The sequence below is a fragment of the Streptomyces sp. NPDC054863 genome (assembly GCF_053610825.1).
Genome location: NZ_JBSGZD010000168.1, coordinates 1 through 17,218 on the forward strand (window position 1 = coordinate 1; position 17,218 = coordinate 17,218).

Genomic DNA, 17,218 nt, shown 5'->3' on the forward strand with positions numbered 1-17,218 from the left:
GGGGCGGGGGCGGCGGCGACCCGGCACGGCCCCCGGGGCCTGCCCGGCCCTAGCCCAGCTTCGACACGTCCCGCACCGCGCCCTTGTCCGCACTGGTCGCCATCGCCGCGTACGCGCGCAGGGCCTGCGAGACCTTGCGCTCGCGGTTCTTCGGGGCGAAGACGCCGCCGAGTGCCGCCTCGCGGGAGGCCAACTGCTCGTCGGGGACGAGGAGTTCGATCGTACGGTTGGGGATGTCGATGCGGATGCGGTCGCCGTCCTCGACGAGCGCGATCGTGCCGCCCGAGGCCGCTTCCGGGGACGCGTGGCCGATGGAGAGGCCCGAAGTGCCGCCGGAGAAGCGGCCGTCGGTGATCAGCGCGCAGGCCTTGCCGAGGCCGCGGCCCTTCAGGTACGAGGTCGGGTAGAGCATCTCCTGCATGCCGGGGCCGCCCTTGGGGCCCTCGTAACGGATGACGACGACATCGCCCTCCTTGACCTGCTTGAGGAGGATCTTCTCGACCGCCGCTTCCTGCGACTCGCAGACGACGGCCGGGCCCTCGAAGGTCCAGATCGACTCGTCGACGCCGGCGGTCTTGACGACGCAGCCGTCGGGGGCGAGGTTGCCCTTGAGGACGGCCAGGCCGCCGTCCTTGGAGTAGGCGTGCTCGACGGAGCGGATGCAGCCTTCCGCGGCGTCGGTGTCCAGGGTGTCCCAGCGCTCGGACTGCGAGAAGGCGGTGGCGGAGCGGACGCAGCCGGGGGCCGCGTGCCACAGCTCGACGGCCTCGGCGGAAGGTGAACCTCCGCGCACGTCCCAGGACTTGAGCCAGTCGGCGAGGGACGCGGAGTGGACGGACGTCACGTCCTCGTTGAGGAGTCCGCCGCGGTGGAGCTCACCGAGGATGGCGGGGATGCCGCCCGCGCGGTGGACGTCCTCCATGTAGTACGTGCGGTTCTTGCCGACGTTCGGGGCGACCTTGGCCAGGCAGGGGACGCGGCGCGAGATCTCGTCCATCTCCGGGAGGCCGAAGTCGAGCTCGGCCTCCTGGGCGGCGGCCAGCAGGTGCAGGATCGTGTTGGTGGAGCCGCCCATGGCGATGTCGAGGGCCATGGCGTTCTCGAACGCGGCGCGCGAGGCGATGGCGCGAGGGAGGACGGTCGCGTCGTCCTGCTCGTAGTGGCGCTTGGTGATCTCGACGATCGTGCGGCCCGCGTTCTCGTACAGGGCCTTACGGGCCGTGTGCGTGGCGAGGACCGAGCCGTTGCCGGGGAGGGCGAGCCCGATGGCCTCGGCGAGGCAGTTCATCGAGTTCGCGGTGAACATGCCGGAACAGGAGCCGCAGGTCGGGCAGGCGTTCTCCTCGATGCGGCGGATGTCCTCGTCGGAGACCTTGTCGTTGACGGCCTCGGACATCGCGTCGACCAGGTCGAGGGTGCGGACCGAACCGTCGACGAGGGTGGCCCGGCCCGACTCCATCGGGCCGCCGGAGACGAAGATCGTGGGGATGTTGAGTCGGAGTGCCGCCATCAGCATGCCCGGGGTGATCTTGTCGCAGTTGGAGATGCAGATCAGGGCGTCGGCGCAGTGGGCCTCCACCATGTACTCGACCGAGTCCGCGATCAGGTCGCGGGACGGGAGGGAGTACAGCATTCCGCCGTGGCCCATCGCGATGCCGTCGTCGACCGCGATGGTGTTGAACTCGCGGGGGACGGCGCCCGCCGCCAGGATCGCCTCGGAGACGATCCGGCCGACCGGGGCGAGGTGGGTGTGGCCGGGGACGAACTCGGTGAAGGAGTTGGCGACCGCGATGATCGGCTTGCCGATGTCCTCGCTCGCTACACCGGAGGCGCGCATGAGCGCGCGGGCGCCTGCCATGTTGCGGCCGTGGGTGACGGTGCGGGACCTCAGCTCGGGCATCGGGTTCACTTCCCAGGAGTACGGGGTGGGGTTCTGGTGCGTACGGTACGACTGCCGTCGAGCGTACGCCTCGGATCCAGGATTTGGACAGGTGGTCCGGATTGCGGGACGGGCCGCTGAGGCGCGGGGCGGGGCGGCAGGGGTTCGCAGTCGCGGGCCGGTGGGTGGTGCGGGTTGCCCGCGGCGCAGTCCCCTACCCGCCCCTTCCCGAAACCGCTGCCGCGGGGCGGGTGGGGTTGTGCGGGTGCGTCATGGCTGGGGTTGCGCAGTTCCCCGCGCCCCTGAGTCACGGGCCGGCAGTGTCCGTGAGGTAGCGCTGGAGGGTCGGGGCGACCATCGCCACGATGTCGTCCACCTCCGCCGACGCCAGCGGCTCGACCTCCAGCGCGTACCGCACGATCGCGATCCCGATCATGTGCGAGAGCGCCAGCTCCGCCCGGAACGTCGGTTCCGGTACGTCCAGGTCCGCCGCGATCCGTTCCAGGAGACGGTGCAGTACGAAGCCGCGCAGCACCTTCGCCGCCGCCTCGTGCGTCAGCGCGGACCGTACGACAGCGAGGAGCGGTCCCCTGGTCGCCGGGTTCTCCCACACGCTGAAGAAGTAGCGGGCGATGCGCTCGCCGATGCCGTCGACACCCTGGCCGGTCAGGGCTTCCAGGGCCAGGGCGGGTTCGAAGGACACCTCGACGGCCGCCGCGAAGACCTCGTCCTTCGTACCGAAGTAGTGGTGGACGAGGGCCGAGTCGACGCCGGCGGCCCTGGCGATGGAGCGTACGGAGGTCTTGTCGTAGCCGCGCTCGGCGAATTCGGTGCGGGCGGCGGCCAGGATCCGCTCGCGCGCGGGCGCCGATTCCACTGCGGTACGGGGCGGGCGCCCGCGGCGGCGGGGAGCGTCGGGCTCCACCGGAGAGCTCATGCGCCCGGTACCCGGACCGGCCCGTTCGCCGAGGACGACGAGGCCGACGCCAGGTGCAGGCGGGTGAAGGCGAGGGCCTCGGCGAGGTCGGCCTCGCGTTCGGCGGACGACATGGCCCGGCGGGTGTTGACCTCGACGACCACGTGCCCTTCGAAGCCGGCGGCGGCCAGGCGCTCCAGGAGCTGCGCGCAGGGCTGGTTGCCGCGGCCCGGCACCAGGTGCTCGTCCTTCGCCGATCCCTTGCCGTCCGCGAGGTGGACGTGGCCGAGCCGCTCGCCCATGCGGTCGATCATGGCCATGGCGTCGGTGCGGGCGGTCGCGGTGTGCGAGAGGTCGACGGTGAAGTGCCGGTAGTCGTCCTTGGTGACGTCCCACTCGGGGGCGTACGCCAGCATCTCGCGGTCCTTGTAGCGCCACGGGTACATGTTCTCGACGGCGAAGCGGACGTCGGTCTCCTCGGCCATCCGCCAGATGCCGGTCACGAAGTCGCGTGCGTAACCGCGCTGCCAGCGGAAGGGCGGGTGGACGACGACCGTGGAGGCGCCCAGCTTCTCGGCGGCGGCCTGTGCGCGCTGGAGCTTGACCCACGGGTCCGTCGACCACACCCGCTGTGTGATCAGCAGACAGGGCGCGTGCACGGCGAGGATCGGGACGCCGTGGTAGTCGGAGAGTCTGCGCAGCGCCTCGATGTCCTGGCTGACGGGGTCCGTCCACACCATGACCTCGACGCCGTCGTAGCCGAGGCGTGCGGCGATCTCGAAGGCCGTCGCCGTCGACTCCGGATAAACGGAGGCGGTGGACAGCGCGACCTTCGCATCGGGGATGCGTACCACTGGTTTCGCCACTTCTGCCACGAGGGACAGCGTACGGTCCCCCTCCGGAACGGGGAGAGCCGAGGGGCCCCGTCCAGCCATCCGGAAGCCCTCGGGGTGCCCTGATTCCCCGGAGTCCGCGGAGCCCACGGGCCCGTCGGGCCTTGCGGGCCTTGCGGGCTTCCCGGGCCTTGCGGGCCTCCCCTGCCTTGCGGGCCTCCCTGGCCTCATGACGAGGGGAGGCGGTCCAGCTGCCGCAGAATGACGCCCTCGCGCAGCGCCCACGGGCAGATCTCCAGCGTCTCCACCTCGAAGAGGTCCATCGCGCCCTCCGCCACCAGGGCTCCCGCCAGGAGTTGGGGCGCGCGGTCGGCGGAGACGCCGGGCAGGTGGGTGCGCTGCTCGGCGGTCATCGCGGCCAGTTTCGGCACCCACTCCCGGAGCGAAGTGCGACTCAGCTCACGTTGGACGTAGAGACCCTCGGCGGAGCGGGCGGCGCCCGCGATCCGGGCGAGCTGACGGAACGTCTTGGAGCTGGCCACCACATGGTCCGGTGGCCCGAACCGGGCGAATTCGCCCACCGTACGGGCGATTTGCGCGCGTACGTGCCGACGCAGGGCCCGTACGTCCTGGGCGTCGGGCGGATCCCCCGGGAGGTGACCCGCGGTGAGGCGGCCCGCGCCCAGCGGGAGGCTGACGGCGGTGTCCGGGTCCTCGTCCATTCCGTACGCGATCTCCAGCGAGCCGCCACCGATGTCGAGCAGCAGCAGCTTGCCCGCCGACCAGCCGAACCAGCGGCGGGCGGCCAGGAAGGTCAGCCGGGCCTCGTCCTCGCCCGACAGGACCTGGAGGTCGGCGCCGGTCTCTTCGCGTACCCGCGCCAGTACGTGGTCGGCGTTGCTGGCTTCGCGCACGGCCGAGGTCGCGAACGCCATGACGTCCTCGCAGCCCTTGTCCTCGGCGGCCTCCAGGGCTTCGCCGACGGTGGCGACCAAGCGGGTTATGCCGACGGATCCGATCGCACCGTCCTCGTCGAGCAGCTCCGCGAGGCGTAGTTCCGCCTTGAAGGAGTGCGCGGGAAGAGGGCGGGCGCCGCGATGGGCGTCCACCACCAGCAGGTGCACCGTGTTCGAACCGACGTCGAGGACTCCGAGTCTCATGCACGGAACGCTACTGCGGCGCGCCGCGCGCGTTCCTGCGCCTACCCTTGCCCCGTGCCAAAGACGAAAAAGGCGAAGCAGGGAAAAGCCGCGAAGCAGTCGAAGTCGGACGCGCTCGCGAACGTGCCGGCGAGCAAGGACGAACAGGGGCTGGACTTCGCCCGGGCCTGGGTGGAATTCCCCGACCCGGAGGACGAGGAACAGGTCTTCCGGTGTGATCTGACCTGGCTGACCTCGAAGTGGACGTGCATCTTCGGCAGCGGCTGCCAGGGCATCAAGCTCGGCCGCGCCGACGACGGTTGCTGCACGCTCGGGGCGCACTTCTCCGACGAGGACGACGAGAAGCGGGTCGCGGGGCACGTGGCGCGGCTGACCCCGGACATCTGGCAGTTCCACGACGTGGGGACGGCGAAGGGCGGCTGGACCCAGGAGGACGAGGACGGCGAGCGCCAGACCCGGCGGTGGGAGGGCTCGTGCATCTTCCAGAACCGGCCGGGGTTCGCGGGCGGAGCCGGCTGCTCGCTGCACATCCTCGCCCTGAAGGAGGGCAAGGAGCCGCTGGAGACCAAGCCGGACGTGTGCTGGCAGTTGCCGGTGCGGCGGACGTACGACTGGATCGAGCGGCCGGACGACACGAAGATCCTCCAGGTCACGATCGGTGAGTACGACCGGCGGGGGTGGGGTCCCGGCGGCCACGACCTGCACTGGTGGTGCACGTCGGCGACGTCCGCCCACGGGGCGGGGGATCCGGTGTACGTGTCGTACCGGCCGGAGCTGACGGAGCTGATGGGGGCCGGGGGGTACGCGGCGCTGGTCGAGCTGTGCAAGGCGCGGCTCGCCTCGCAGCTGCCGCTGGTGGCTCCGCACCCGGCGGATCCGGGCGGTCGCTGAATCCTTCCGGGGGCGGGTGATCGACGTGCGGGTGCGTCGTGGCTGGTCGCGGGGCGGGTGGGCACCGTGCGGGCGCGTCGTGGCTGGTCGCGCAGTTCCCCGCGCCCCTAAAAGCCTGCCCCCGCCCCCCCCCGAGCCCTCTTGGACAGCGGGGCCGCCCCCCGGGGGCAGTGGGGTCTCCCCTGCTCCTTAAGAGCTTGGGGAAGGGTGGGCAAGGGGGCGGCCCCCACGCGGAGCTCAGCCCTTCCTCAGACCGCACGCGCCCGCGCGACCGCTCAGCTCGTCCCCGACGGCCCCGGCTCCGGCGGTTGGGTGGGCGTCGGTGACGGCGGATCCGTCGGCGGAGGCGTGCTCGGCGGCGGTGTACTCGGCGGTTCCGTCGCAGGCGGCGAAGTGGGCGGCGGCGTCGACGGGGACGGCGGCGGCGTAGTCGGCACCGTCGGGTCCGGACCGGGGCCCGGGTCCTCCGTGCCACCCGGCCCCGGTTCCGACGGAGGCCGCGAAGGCGCCGGCATCGACCCCCTCCCCGACACCGTCATCACCGCACCGGACGGCGAGACACCCAGGCGGGCCGTCCAGGGATCGGCGGGTTCCCTGTCGCGGTCGACCGTGATGTAGACCGTGAACGACTCCCCCGGCGCGAGAGTTCCCGAGGTCCGACTCAGGTGCAGCCACGGCGCGTTGGCCCACATCGACCACGCGACCGGCCCGCTCCCCGACACCGTCAGCCGTACGACCGTCGTGTGGCCCGACGATTCCGCCACCACCGTGAGGCGCCCCGCGCCGGGGGCCGGGGCCCGCCCAGGGGTGAGGACCTTGACCGAGACGTCCTGCCCGCTGTCGCGCGCGCCGCTGCCTGCCGGGGAGCCGGGGCCGGGCCTGTTGTGCGCGTTGCCCGTGTTCTCGTACGCGTCGCCGCCGTACGGCGCGCCGTCACGTCCCGGCACCCCGTCCTGCTCGCTCGCCGTCACCGACGCGCCCCGGGGCGCGTCGCCCGTCGCGGGCGCCCCCCGGTAGGCGGCCCACAGGGCGAGTACCGGCGCGGCGACGACGGTCGCGACGACCGTGGTCGTCAGCGCTCTCGTACGGAGGCGTTCGCGGCGGGCCGCCCGGTCCTTCGGGTCGAGCGGGAACCCCCCGCGGTCGAAGCGCGGAGTGCCGCTCCTCGGCACCCGCGGCGCGTGCAGCATCGCCATGTACGCCGCCGCCCGCGGTGCTTCCACCAGCGGGAGCCGACCGGTGGAGGCGCCCGTTCCGGGCCACGGGCCGCCCGCGCCCGCGCGCTCGGCGGCGCGGCGGCAGACCGGGCAGTCGTCGACGTGCCGGACCAGTTCGCCGCGCAGGGCGGTGCTGAGCAGGACCTGGTCGTCACCGGTGAGCCGGGTGACGGTCGGGCAGGTGCCGGTCTCGACGACGATCAGCGCCGCCCGGGTGCGCTCCACCTCGCAGGCCGCCGCCGCGAGCAGCTCGCGGGCCTCCGCGTGGTCCAGGCCGAGGACGGCCGCGACCTGCCGGGCGTCGAGGGTGTGGCGGACGGCGAGCTCCAGGGCCTCGCGCTGTTCGGGTGTGGTGCCGGCCGCCTCGGGCCAGGCGAGCAGGGTGAGGTCGGCGTGCCGGCTGCGCGCCACGCTCTCCTCGACCGGAAGCTCTGGTTCCGGGACGGCGGCGGGCGGGCGGTGGGCCTGGTGGCCGCCGTGCGTGTTCTGTCTGCGGCGCTTCTCCTCGGCGAGGCCGCGCAGACAGGACCAGCGGGTGAGGGCGTAGAGCCAGGCCTTGCGTTCCGGTTCGCCGGAGGGGCTGCGTCCGTTGCTGCGCTCGGCGAGCGCGAGCACGTCGCCGAGCACGGCCGTCGCCACGTCGTGGTCGCGCAGCACCGACAGGGCGTAGGTGAAGAGTCCGTCCAGGTACGGCTCGTACCCCGAGGGAGGGCGCTGGGCGAGCGTGCGGGGCGCGCGCCGGCGCGTCCGGTGCGCGCCGGTGGTGCCGGCGCCACCCGTGGTGCCGGTGGTTCCGGTGGTCTGCGTGGGGTGCTCCCGCCTGCTGGTCGTCACCCGGCCGACCGTAGGGGCGCCAGAGCCGCCCCCTGGCTCCGCTTGAGCCCTTTTAATCCATACGGGTGAACAGATCCCTCAAAAGAGGACAGGAATTCCACAATCCGCCCTCTTTTGCCCCATACCAGTGGCCTATGCCCTCACGCACCGCGACCGTGCGCCGGTGGCAGCGCGGCGTTGTCAGACCGCGTCTGTACGGTGACGACATGGCTGCCCGTACGAAATCCGCGAAGGACCGGCCGTCCTACCGCTGCACCGACTGCGGCTGGACGGCCGTCAAGTGGCTCGGCCGCTGCCCCGAGTGCCAGGCCTGGGGGACGGTCGAGGAGTACGGCGCGCCCGCGGTCCGTACGACCGCCGCGGGCCGGGTCTCCAGCGCCGCGCTGCCCATCGGCGAGGTGGACGTCCGCACGGCCACCGCCCGCTCCACCGGCGTGCCCGAGCTGGACCGGGTGCTGGGCGGCGGTCTCGTGCCCGGCGCCGTGGTCCTCGTCGCGGGCGAGCCGGGCGTCGGCAAGTCGACGCTGCTGCTGGACGTCGCCGCCAAGGCGGCCGACGAGGAGCACCGCACGCTGTACGTCACCGCCGAGGAGTCGGCGAGCCAGGTCCGGCTGCGCGCCGACCGGATCCATGCGCTCAGCGACCACCTCTACCTGGCCGCCGAGACCGACCTCGCCGCCGTCCTCGGTCACTTGGACGCCGTCAAGCCCACCCTGCTGATCCTCGACTCCGTGCAGACGGTCGCCTCCGCCGAGCTCGACGGCGCCCCGGGCGGCGTGGCCCAGATCAGGGAGGTGACGGCGGCCCTCATCCGGGCCTCCAAGGAGCGCGGCATGTCGACCCTCCTGGTCGGCCACGTCACCAAGGACGGCAACATCGCGGGCCCCCGCCTGCTCGAACACCTCGTGGACGTCGTCCTCTCCTTCGAGGGCGACCGGCACGCCCGGCTGCGCCTGGTCCGCGGCGTCAAGAACCGGTACGGAGCGACGGACGAGGTCGGCTGCTTCGAGCTGCACGACGAGGGCATCACCGGCCTCACCGACCCCTCGGGCCTCTTCCTCACCCGCCGCGACGTGGCCGTCCCCGGCACCTGCCTGACCGTGACGCTGGAGGGCCGCCGCCCGCTGGTCGCCGAGGTCCAGGCACTCACCGTCGACTCGCAGATCCCTTCCCCCCGGCGCACCACCTCCGGCCTGGAGACCTCCCGTGTCTCGATGATGCTGGCGGTGCTCGAACAGCGCGGCAAGATCAGCGCGCTGGGCAAGCGCGACATCTACTGCGCGACGGTCGGCGGCGTGAAGCTCTCCGAACCCGCCTCCGACCTGTCCGTCGCCCTCGCCCTCGCGTCGGCCGCCAGCGACACCCCGCTGCCCAAGAATCTGGTCGCGATCGGCGAGGTGGGGCTCGCCGGAGAGATCCGCCGGGTCACGGGCGTACAACGAAGACTGGCCGAAGCGCACCGGCTCGGCTTCACCCACGCCCTGGTTCCGAGCGACCCGGGCCGTGTCCCGGCCGGGATGAAGGTGATCGAGGTGGCCGACATGGGGGCCGCCCTGAGCGTCCTTCCGCGCCGCTCTCGCGCCCAGGCCCCACGGAGTGAGGAGGAGCGCCGGTAGACTTTGCCCTGGTCTCGCCTGTCCACCGCGTACGCGAGGCGAAGTTGACCGTCCCGGGCAGGGGCGGACCCGACCCGTGACCCCCGTGACCGGAGGAGTGCAGTGGCAGCCAACGACCGGGCCTCATCACCCGGAAAGTCCGGCGGAGGCTCCAGCAACTCCGGCTCTGGCAACGAGGCCCAGATCCGCGCCTCGCTGAGCGCCGTCGCCCCCGGCATGGCGCTGCGCGACGGCCTGGAGCGGATCCTGCGCGGCAACACCGGCGGGCTGATCGTCCTCGGCATGGACAAGACCGTCGAGTCGATGTGTACGGGCGGCTTCGTCCTGGACGTCGAATTCACCGCGACGCGCCTGCGCGAGCTCTGCAAGCTCGACGGCGCGCTCATCCTCGACAAGGACATGACGAAGATCCTGCGGGCCGGCGTCCAGCTGGTCCCCGACGCGTCGATCCACACCGAGGAGACGGGCACCCGCCACCGCACGGCGGACCGCGTCTCCAAGCAGTGCCACTTCCCGGTGGTGTCGGTGTCCCAGTCCATGCGCCTGATCGCGCTGTACGTGAACGGAGAGCGGCGGGTCCTGGAGGAGTCGGCCGCGATCCTCTCCCGCGCCAACCAGGCCCTGGCCACTCTCGAACGCTACAAACTCCGCCTCGACGAGGTCGCCGGCACTCTCTCCGCGCTGGAGATCGAGGACCTGGTGACGGTCCGGGACGTCACGGCGGTCGCCCAGCGGCTGGAGATGGTGCGGCGGATCGCGACCGAGATCGCGGAGTACGTGGTCGAGTTGGGCACCGACGGACGCCTCCTCTCCCTCCAGCTCGACGAGTTGATCGCAGGCGTCGAGCCGGAGCGGGAGCTCGTCGTACGGGACTACGTGCCGGAGCCGACGGCGAAGCGGTCGCGGACGGTGGCGGAGGCGCTGACGGAGCTGGACGCGCTCACCCACAGCGAGCTGCTCGAACTGCCCACGGTCGCGCGGGCGTTGGGCTACAGCGGGTCTCCGGAGACGCTGGACTCGGCGGTGTCGCCGCGCGGATACCGGCTCCTCGCGAAGGTGCCGAGGCTGCCCGGGGCGATCATCGAGCGGCTCGTCGAGCACTTCGGCGGCCTGCAGAAGCTGCTGGCGGCGAGCGTGGACGACCTGCAGACGGTCGACGGGGTCGGCGAGGCGAGGGCCCGCTCCGTGCGCGAGGGACTCTCACGGCTGGCGGAGTCGTCGATCCTGGAGCGGTACGTGTAGCTGGGCGCGTGCGGTCGGGGGCGGGGTCGTCGCCGGCGCATGCGGTCGCGGGAGGGGCGTGCCGCAGTGGGGGCCGCCCCCTTGGGCAGGCAGTTAGGGGCGCGGGGAACTGCGCGGCCAGCCACGACGTGCCCGCACAAGGACCACCGGCCCAGCGCCCCCCGCCCGCCCCCGGCTAGTCCTTCTCCAGGGAGATGGAGGCCGGGATCTTCGCCCCGGCCAGTTCCACCACGTACGTACCCGAGGCAACAGCGCCGCCCACCGGCGCCTCGCACTTCGTCGCGTCGCTGCGCGTCCGGTCCCACTCGACCGCGTGCGTCACCGTCGTCTTCGCCGGGATCTGGAGCAGCAGCGACTTCGCGCCCTTGGGGCAGTCCTTCGAGGACCAGACCTTCTCGCTCTCGGCGTTCTTGATGGTCACGGTCGCCGCGTTCGGGCCGAAGTCCATCTTGCAGGCCGCGGCCGAGGTGTTCTTCGCAGCCAGTTCGAACTTCGGGTTCTTGTCGACGGGGACCTGGACCGGGACCGCACGGATCGTCAACTCCAGGGATCCGGGAGCACAGTTGGGGAGCGGTGAGTTCGCCGGGACCTGCTGTCCCGCACCCCCTGCACCCCCTGCGCCACCCGCCCCGCCGCTGCCCGTACCGGCACTGCCCACGCCGCCCGATGCCGCGTCGCCGTCGCCCGTACCCCCGCCGGAGTCGGCCGCTCCGGACGAGGAGCCTGCCGAGGCACTGCCGCCCGTACTGCCGCCGTCCGCACCGCCGTTGCCGCCCGACGTGTCGCGTCCGCCCGGCTCGCCCGGGACCACGGGGCCGGTGCCCGAGGGGCCCGGGGTGATCGAGGCGGCGGGCGAGGGCCCGCCCCCGCCCTTGCCGGTCTTGTCGCCGTCCCCTCCGCCGGAGAGCACGACCCAGAGCACCAGCACCACCATCAGCACCAGCAAGGACAGCCCGACGGCCCTCCGTCGCCAGTAAATGGAGGAGGGGAGCGGCCCGACTGGATTACGCATAGATCCCACGGCCCGAACTCTACGAGAGAAGGGGGCCCAACTCCTGCCCCACCCGCCGCTGTCACAGCATCTTTTGCCGATCATCATTCCGGAAGAGGAGATCCGGTCCCTACTTTCGTCGCGTGCGGTCACGCACAGGAGTCGACGATCGGCGATTGTGAACGGCACCCGTCCATTCCGTAACGTCTGGGGTCATGGACAGCAGCAGCGCGCTCTACCGCGCCATCCTCAACTTCGCGCACTCCACTCCCGGCTGGTTCCAGTACCTCGCCGAGATATGGACGGAGCTGGGCCTGCTGATCTTCGCCGCCCTGTTCCTCGTCGTCTGGTGGCGGGCGCGCGGCGACAGCGCGGCGTCCGTCGCGGTCGCCGTGCTCGCACCGCTGGCGACGGGGGTGATGTACGTGGCGAGCGAGCTGTCCAAGTCGTTCATCGAGGAGGACCGGCCGTGCCGGGCCGTCGCCAGGGCCGCCCGGCCGCTGGTCGAGTGCCCGGCCGTCGGCGACTGGTCGTTCCCCAGCAACCACTCCACCATCGCGGGCGCCGCCGCCGTCGGTCTTGTCCTGGCCTGGCCGCGGCTCGCGGTGTTCGTCGCGCCGATGGCCGTGCTGATGGCGTTCTCCCGGGTCTTCGTCGGCGTCCACTACCCGCACGACGTGCTGGTCGGCCTGCTGGCCGGCGGCATCGGCGCGGGGCTGCTGGTGTGGGGATGCGCACGGCTCGCCCAGGGCGCGGTCATGTGGATGCGGGCGAGCAGCGTCGGTCTGCTGCTCTGGTTCGCGGGCCCGGGCGCCGACCGCCGGTCACGGAGCCTGACATGAGCTTGTCGTACGGCTGTCCGCACACCGTTTCGTGCCAGGATCGGAGGTGCCATGACTGCGACCACTGAGTTCAAGCCCCAGACCACGTCCGCGACCACTACCGCGACCGCGTCCGAGCCCGCTGCCGCACTGCCCGTCCTGCACCCCGACGTCAACATCTGGTTCGAGGGCAATGCCCGCGACCTGCCCTGGAGGCGCCCCGAAGCGGGCCCGTGGGGTGTGATGGTCAGCGAGTTCATGCTCCAGCAGACCCCCGTCAGCCGGGTCCTTCCGGTGTACGAGCAGTGGCTGGCCCGCTGGCCGCGCCCCGCCGACCTGGCCGCCGAGCCCTCCGGCGAGGCCGTCCGCGCCTGGGGTCGGCTCGGCTACCCGCGCCGGGCCCTGCGCCTGCACGGCGCGGCCACCGCCATAACGGAACGGCACGGCGGGGACGTACCGTCCGAGCACAACCAGCTCCTTTCGCTGCCCGGCATCGGCGAGTACACGGCCGCCGCCGTCGCCTCATTCGCGTACGGGCAACGTCACGCCGTCCTCGACACGAACGTGCGCCGGGTGATCGCGCGCGCGGTGACCGGCGTCGAGTACCCGCCGAACGCGACCACCGCCGCCGAGCGCAAGCTCGCCCGCGCGCTGCTCCCCGAGGACACGGCGACCGCGGCCCGCTGGGCGGCTTCCTCGATGGAGCTCGGCGCGCTGGTGTGCACCGCGAAGAGCCCGGAGTGCGGGCGCTGCCCGATCGCCGCGCAGTGCGCCTGGCTGCAGGCCGGGAAGCCTCCGCACCAGGGCCCGGCGCGGCGTACGCAGACGTACGCGGGGACGGACCGGCAGGTGCGCGGGCGGCTCCTCGCCGTACTGCGCGAGGCCGTGACTCCCGTACCGCAGAAGGATCTTGACGCGGTGTGGCACGAACCGGTGCAGCGGGCGCGGGCCCTGGACGGGCTGGTGTCGGACGGTTTGGTGGAGCCGCTGGCGGGCGGCGTCTACCGGCTTCCGCAGAGTTAAACCTCTTCCGGGCAACTCGTCGTTACACAACCGATGGACAGCCGTGCGTCCTCCGAGTGCTCACCCGCACAACCCCGTGACAACGCCTCCGTAACTTCGGATCCACAGGGGCAGACAGTCGGGAACCCCGGCTGGACACGGGACGGAGGCGGTTCGAATGGCGCACGGCGGCGAGGTGCTCGGATTCGAGGAGTACGTACGCACGCGGCAGGAGGCCCTGCTGCGCAGTGCCCGCCGTCTCGTTCCGGACCCGGTCGACGCGCAGGACCTCCTGCAGACCGCGCTGGCCCGTACGTACGGCCGCTGGGACGGCATAGAGGACAAGTCCCTGGCGGACGCGTACCTCCGCCGTGTCATGATCAACACGCGTACGGAGTGGTGGCGGGCCCGCAAGCTGGACGAGGTGCCCACCGAGCAGCTGCCCGACGCCCGCGTCGAGGACGGCACGGAGCAGCGCGCGGACCGCGCCCTGCTGATGGACATCCTCGGAGTGCTGGCGCCGAAGCAGCGCAGCGTGGTCGTATTGCGGCACTGGGAGCAGATGAGCACCGAGGAGACCGCTGCCGCACTGGGCATGTCTGCCGGTACGGTCAAGAGCACCCTGCACCGGGCGCTCGCCCGGCTCCGTCAGGAGCTGGAGAACCGCGACCTGGACGCCAGGGCTCTGGAGCGCGGCGACGGCCGCACGGACGTCGGCAACGGCGGCCACATGCGGGGCGGAGTGCGGGGCGAACGGGGGCAGGAGCGTTGCGCGGCCTAGGCGGCGGTAACAGCAGCGACAGCGGCGGCTGCGGCAGCACGAAGGACGGCGGCAGCGGCAGGGAAAGGTCCCACCGGGGCGTACTGGCGGTGAGCGGAACGGCGATGGCCGGGCTCGCCGCCGTCGGCCTGTTCGCGGTCTCCTGCAGCGCGGGCGGCACGGGCACCCGCGACGAGGGCCCGGCTCGGTCCGACCCGGTCGCCGCGAAGGTCAACCCGACGCCGAAGGCCACGGAGTCGATGCCCACGGCGCAGCCTCCCCGGCGGATGGACCCCGTCGAGCTCCTCAGGAACGACCCGAAGGTCAGCGAGTCCGTGAAGCGCGACCTCAAGCCGTGCGTGAAGAACACGGACATCTACCCGGTCGACGCCTCGTACGGCAGGGTCACCGCGAACAGCACGGACGACGTCGTGATCAACGTGATGACCTGCGGCGACGCGGTCGGGATCGGCTCCTACGTGTTCCGCGAGGAGAATGGGCGGTACGCGAACGTCTTCGTGGCCGAGGAACCCGCCGTGTACGCGGAGATCGACCGGGGCGACCTGGTGGTGACCCGTCCGGAGTACAAGCAGGGCGATCCGGTGGCGTTCCCGTCCGGCGAGGTGGTCGTGACGTACCGCTGGGCCGGGCACAAGTTCACCGAGCACGACAGGGTGGAGAACAGCTACAGCAAGGCCGTCGGCGGCGGCGACAAGAACGGCGAGGAGCAGAGCACGGAGCAGAAGGACCTGGAGCAGAAGGAAGCGGCGAAGCGGAAGGCCGCGGGCGAGCAGAAGTCCCCGCAGGAGCCCTCCGTTCCCTCTGCACCCCGCACCGCGACCCCCTCCGTACCGCGCACCGCGACGCCGTCCCAGGACTGACCGAGAGAGCAGAGAGCAGCGCATGGCCGATACCCACGTCCTGTTCGTCGAGGACGACGACGTGATCCGCGAGGCGACCCAGCTGGCGCTGGAGCGGGACGGTTTCACCGTCACCGCGATGCCGGACGGCCTGTCGGGTCTTGAGGCGTTCCGCGCGCAGCAGCCGGACATCGCGCTGCTGGACGTGATGCTGCCGGGGATGGACGGGGTCAGTCTGTGCCGCCGCATCCGTGACGAGTCGACCGTGCCGGTGATCATGCTGTCCGCGCGGGCCGACTCGATCGACGTGGTGCTGGGCCTGGAGGCGGGCGCCGACGACTACGTGACGAAGCCTTTCGACGGTTCGGTGCTGGTCGCCCGCATCCGTGCGGTGCTGCGCCGCTTCGGTCACGCGTCGGGCGGCGGCGCTCCGGAGCCGGTGGCGGGCGCCGACGGCGGCGGACTCCTGACCTTCGGTGAGCTGGAGGTCGACACGGAGGGCATGGAGGTCCGCAGGAACGGCGAGCCGGTGGGTCTCACGCCGACCGAGATGCGGCTGCTGCTGGAATTCTCCTCCGCGCCGGGCACGGTGCTCTCCCGCGACAAGCTGCTGGAACGGGTCTGGGACTACGGCTGGGGCGGCGACACCCGTGTCGTGGACGTCCACGTGCAGCGGCTGCGTACGAAGATCGGCCAGGACCGGATCGAGACGGTCCGCGGCTTCGGCTACAAGTTGAAGGCGTGAGTCCGGTCCGATGAGGAACACCGCATGAGGCACTCCGTACGAGGCACTCCCGATGAGCCACCCCGCATGAGGCTCCGCATGAGGCACTCCGCATGAGGCGCTTCTCCCTGCGCACCGGCATCCGCTGGAAGATCAGCTGCGCCATCGCCGCCGTCAGCGCGCTCATCGCCGTCGCGCTCAGCCTCGTCGTGCACAATTCCGCCCGGGTCTCGATGCTCGACAACGCCCGTGACCTGCAACTGGAGCGTCTCCAGTTCGCGCAGCGGCTGTACGAGTCGTCCCGCGACCCGAAGGTCGGCTCCAAGCTCAACGACCCGGAGCTGCCCGCCGAGCTGCGCGCCAAGCTGGCGCACGGCCGTCGCGCCACCCACGTCCAGGAGGACCCGAACGGGGTGCCCGAGGTGTGGGCCGCGGTCCCCTATCCCGGCCACGACATCCTCTCCCTGCACACCCGCTTCCCCAACAACGCCGCCGTCGTGAAGGATCTCGACCGGTCCCTGGTGATCGCCTCGGTCGCCGTGGTCCTCGGTGGCTCCGTGCTCGGCATCCTCATCGGCGGCTCCATCTCGCGCCGCCTGCGCAAGGCCGCGTCCGCCGCCACCGACGTGGCGCACGGCAATACGCAGGTACGGGTGCTGGACGCGATCGGCGGTGTCGTGCGGGACGAGACCGACGACCTGGCCCATGCGGTGGACGCCCTGACCGACGCCCTCCAGGAGCGCGTCGAGGCCGAGCGCCGGGTGACCGCCGACATCGCGCACGAGCTGCGCACCCCGGTCACCGGGCTGCTCACCGCCGCCGAACTGCTGCCGCCCGGCCGCCCCACCGAGCTCGTACGGGACCGGGCGCAGGCGCTGCGGACGCTGGTCGAGGACGTACTGGAAGTGGCGCGTCTCGACAGTGCGGCCGAGCGGGCCGAGATGCAGGAGATCGCGCTCGGCGAGTTCGTCTCGCGCCGGGTCGCGTCGCTGTACCCCGACGCACTCGTCACGGTCGTGCACGAGAGCCATGTGAACACCGATCCGCGCCGGCTGGAGCGCATCATCGGCAACCTCCTCGGCAACGCCGCCAAGCACGGGAAGCCCCCGTTCGAGGTGTCCGTCGAGGGCCGGGTCGTGCGGGTGCGTGACCACGGCAAGGGCTTCCCCACGGATCTGCTGCGCGAGGGGCCGAGCCGGTTCCGTACCGGGTCCAGCGACAGGGCGGGCCAGGGTCACGGCCTCGGCCTGACCATCGCCGCAGGTCAGGCCAAGGTGCTCGGGGCGAGGCTGACGTTCCGCAACGCACAGGTGGACGGCGGGGCGATCGCCGTCCTGTGGCTTCCGGAGCACGCGCCGACGGCGACGGGGAGCTTCCCGATCGTCAACCTGGCGGATCTGCCACCGCGCCGGAGGTAGACCTGCCGCTCCGGTGCTTCCGGTACGGGGAAGGGGGCCCGCAGCGTGTTGCTG

Annotated in this window: 15 protein-coding genes; 9 read left to right on the forward strand and 6 right to left on the reverse strand. The window is 72.0% G+C overall.

Features of this window, described 5'->3' with window-relative positions; genetic code table 11:
* Window positions 1-49: 49 nt before the first annotated feature.
* From ilvD to ACWGIG_RS25355, 4 genes are all read right to left on the reverse strand, one after another.
* Complete coding sequence (gene ilvD / locus ACWGIG_RS25340) at window positions 50-1,900, reverse strand: dihydroxy-acid dehydratase (protein ID WP_453323963.1); 1,851 nt, start codon at window positions 1,898-1,900, stop codon at window positions 50-52.
* 286 nt (window positions 1,901-2,186) lie between these two features.
* Window positions 2,187-2,816 (reverse strand): TetR/AcrR family transcriptional regulator, encoded by a 630-nt coding sequence (locus tag ACWGIG_RS25345; protein ID WP_453323964.1) that lies wholly within the window; start codon window positions 2,814-2,816, stop codon window positions 2,187-2,189.
* Window positions 2,813-3,661: a sugar phosphate isomerase/epimerase family protein gene (locus tag ACWGIG_RS25350; protein ID WP_453323975.1), complete on the reverse strand. Its 849-nt coding sequence runs from the start codon at window positions 3,659-3,661 to the stop codon at window positions 2,813-2,815. The genes ACWGIG_RS25345 and ACWGIG_RS25350 overlap by 4 nt, the downstream gene beginning before the upstream one ends.
* A 194-nt stretch (window positions 3,662-3,855) precedes the next feature.
* The gene (locus ACWGIG_RS25355; RefSeq protein WP_453323965.1) at window positions 3,856-4,788 is read right to left on the reverse strand and encodes a Ppx/GppA phosphatase family protein; all 933 of its coding nucleotides are present in this window, start codon (window positions 4,786-4,788) and stop codon (window positions 3,856-3,858) included.
* Window positions 4,789-4,842: 54 nt separating this feature from the next.
* Between ACWGIG_RS25355 and ACWGIG_RS25360 the strand changes: the two genes are divergently transcribed.
* On the forward strand, window positions 4,843-5,679 hold the full coding sequence (locus ACWGIG_RS25360) for a hypothetical protein (RefSeq protein WP_453323966.1): 837 nt from the start codon (window positions 4,843-4,845) through the stop codon (window positions 5,677-5,679).
* Between the two features lie 275 nt (window positions 5,680-5,954).
* On the opposite strand, the gene ACWGIG_RS25365 is transcribed toward ACWGIG_RS25360, so the two are convergent.
* The gene (locus tag ACWGIG_RS25365; RefSeq protein ID WP_453323967.1) at window positions 5,955-7,730 is read right to left on the reverse strand and encodes a BACON domain-containing protein; all 1,776 of its coding nucleotides are present in this window, start codon (window positions 7,728-7,730) and stop codon (window positions 5,955-5,957) included.
* Between the two features lie 206 nt (window positions 7,731-7,936).
* Between ACWGIG_RS25365 and radA the strand changes: the two genes are divergently transcribed.
* Both radA and disA read left to right on the forward strand, forming a co-directional pair.
* On the forward strand, window positions 7,937-9,346 hold the full coding sequence (gene radA, locus ACWGIG_RS25370; RefSeq protein ID WP_453323968.1) for a DNA repair protein RadA: 1,410 nt from the start codon (window positions 7,937-7,939) through the stop codon (window positions 9,344-9,346).
* A 102-nt stretch (window positions 9,347-9,448) separates the two neighbouring features.
* The gene (disA, locus tag ACWGIG_RS25375) at window positions 9,449-10,588 is read left to right on the forward strand and encodes a DNA integrity scanning diadenylate cyclase DisA (RefSeq protein WP_398414999.1); all 1,140 of its coding nucleotides are present in this window, start codon (window positions 9,449-9,451) and stop codon (window positions 10,586-10,588) included.
* 175 nt (window positions 10,589-10,763) lie between these two features.
* On the opposite strand, the gene ACWGIG_RS25380 is transcribed toward disA, so the two are convergent.
* Window positions 10,764-11,600 carry a hypothetical protein gene (locus tag ACWGIG_RS25380; RefSeq protein ID WP_453323976.1) on the reverse strand — a complete coding sequence of 279 codons (837 nt, stop codon included), beginning with the start codon at window positions 11,598-11,600 and terminating at the stop codon, window positions 10,764-10,766.
* Between the two features lie 194 nt (window positions 11,601-11,794).
* Between ACWGIG_RS25380 and ACWGIG_RS25385 the strand changes: the two genes are divergently transcribed.
* The 6 genes from ACWGIG_RS25385 to cseC all read left to right on the forward strand — a co-directional run bounded on the left by ACWGIG_RS25385 (window position 11,795) and on the right by cseC (window position 17,164).
* Entirely contained in the window at window positions 11,795-12,421 is a 627-nt protein-coding gene (locus ACWGIG_RS25385) for a phosphatase PAP2 family protein (RefSeq protein WP_453323969.1), read from the forward strand.
* Window positions 12,422-12,472: 51 nt separating this feature from the next.
* The gene (locus ACWGIG_RS25390) at window positions 12,473-13,423 is read left to right on the forward strand and encodes an A/G-specific adenine glycosylase (RefSeq protein WP_453323970.1); all 951 of its coding nucleotides are present in this window, start codon (window positions 12,473-12,475) and stop codon (window positions 13,421-13,423) included.
* A gap of 157 nt (window positions 13,424-13,580) precedes the next feature.
* Window positions 13,581-14,183 (forward strand): SigE family RNA polymerase sigma factor, encoded by a 603-nt coding sequence (locus ACWGIG_RS25395; RefSeq protein WP_453323971.1) that lies wholly within the window; start codon window positions 13,581-13,583, stop codon window positions 14,181-14,183.
* Window positions 14,171-15,043 (forward strand): hypothetical protein, encoded by an 873-nt coding sequence (locus tag ACWGIG_RS25400; protein ID WP_453323972.1) that lies wholly within the window; start codon window positions 14,171-14,173, stop codon window positions 15,041-15,043. The genes ACWGIG_RS25395 and ACWGIG_RS25400 overlap by 13 nt, the downstream gene beginning before the upstream one ends.
* Before the next feature lie 22 nt (window positions 15,044-15,065).
* Window positions 15,066-15,767: a two-component system response regulator CseB gene (gene cseB / locus ACWGIG_RS25405; RefSeq protein WP_453323973.1), complete on the forward strand. Its 702-nt coding sequence runs from the start codon at window positions 15,066-15,068 to the stop codon at window positions 15,765-15,767.
* A 92-nt stretch (window positions 15,768-15,859) separates the two neighbouring features.
* Window positions 15,860-17,164: a two-component system sensor histidine kinase CseC gene (gene cseC / locus ACWGIG_RS25410; RefSeq protein ID WP_453323974.1), complete on the forward strand. Its 1,305-nt coding sequence runs from the start codon at window positions 15,860-15,862 to the stop codon at window positions 17,162-17,164.
* The last annotated feature ends 54 nt before the right edge of the window (window positions 17,165-17,218 follow it).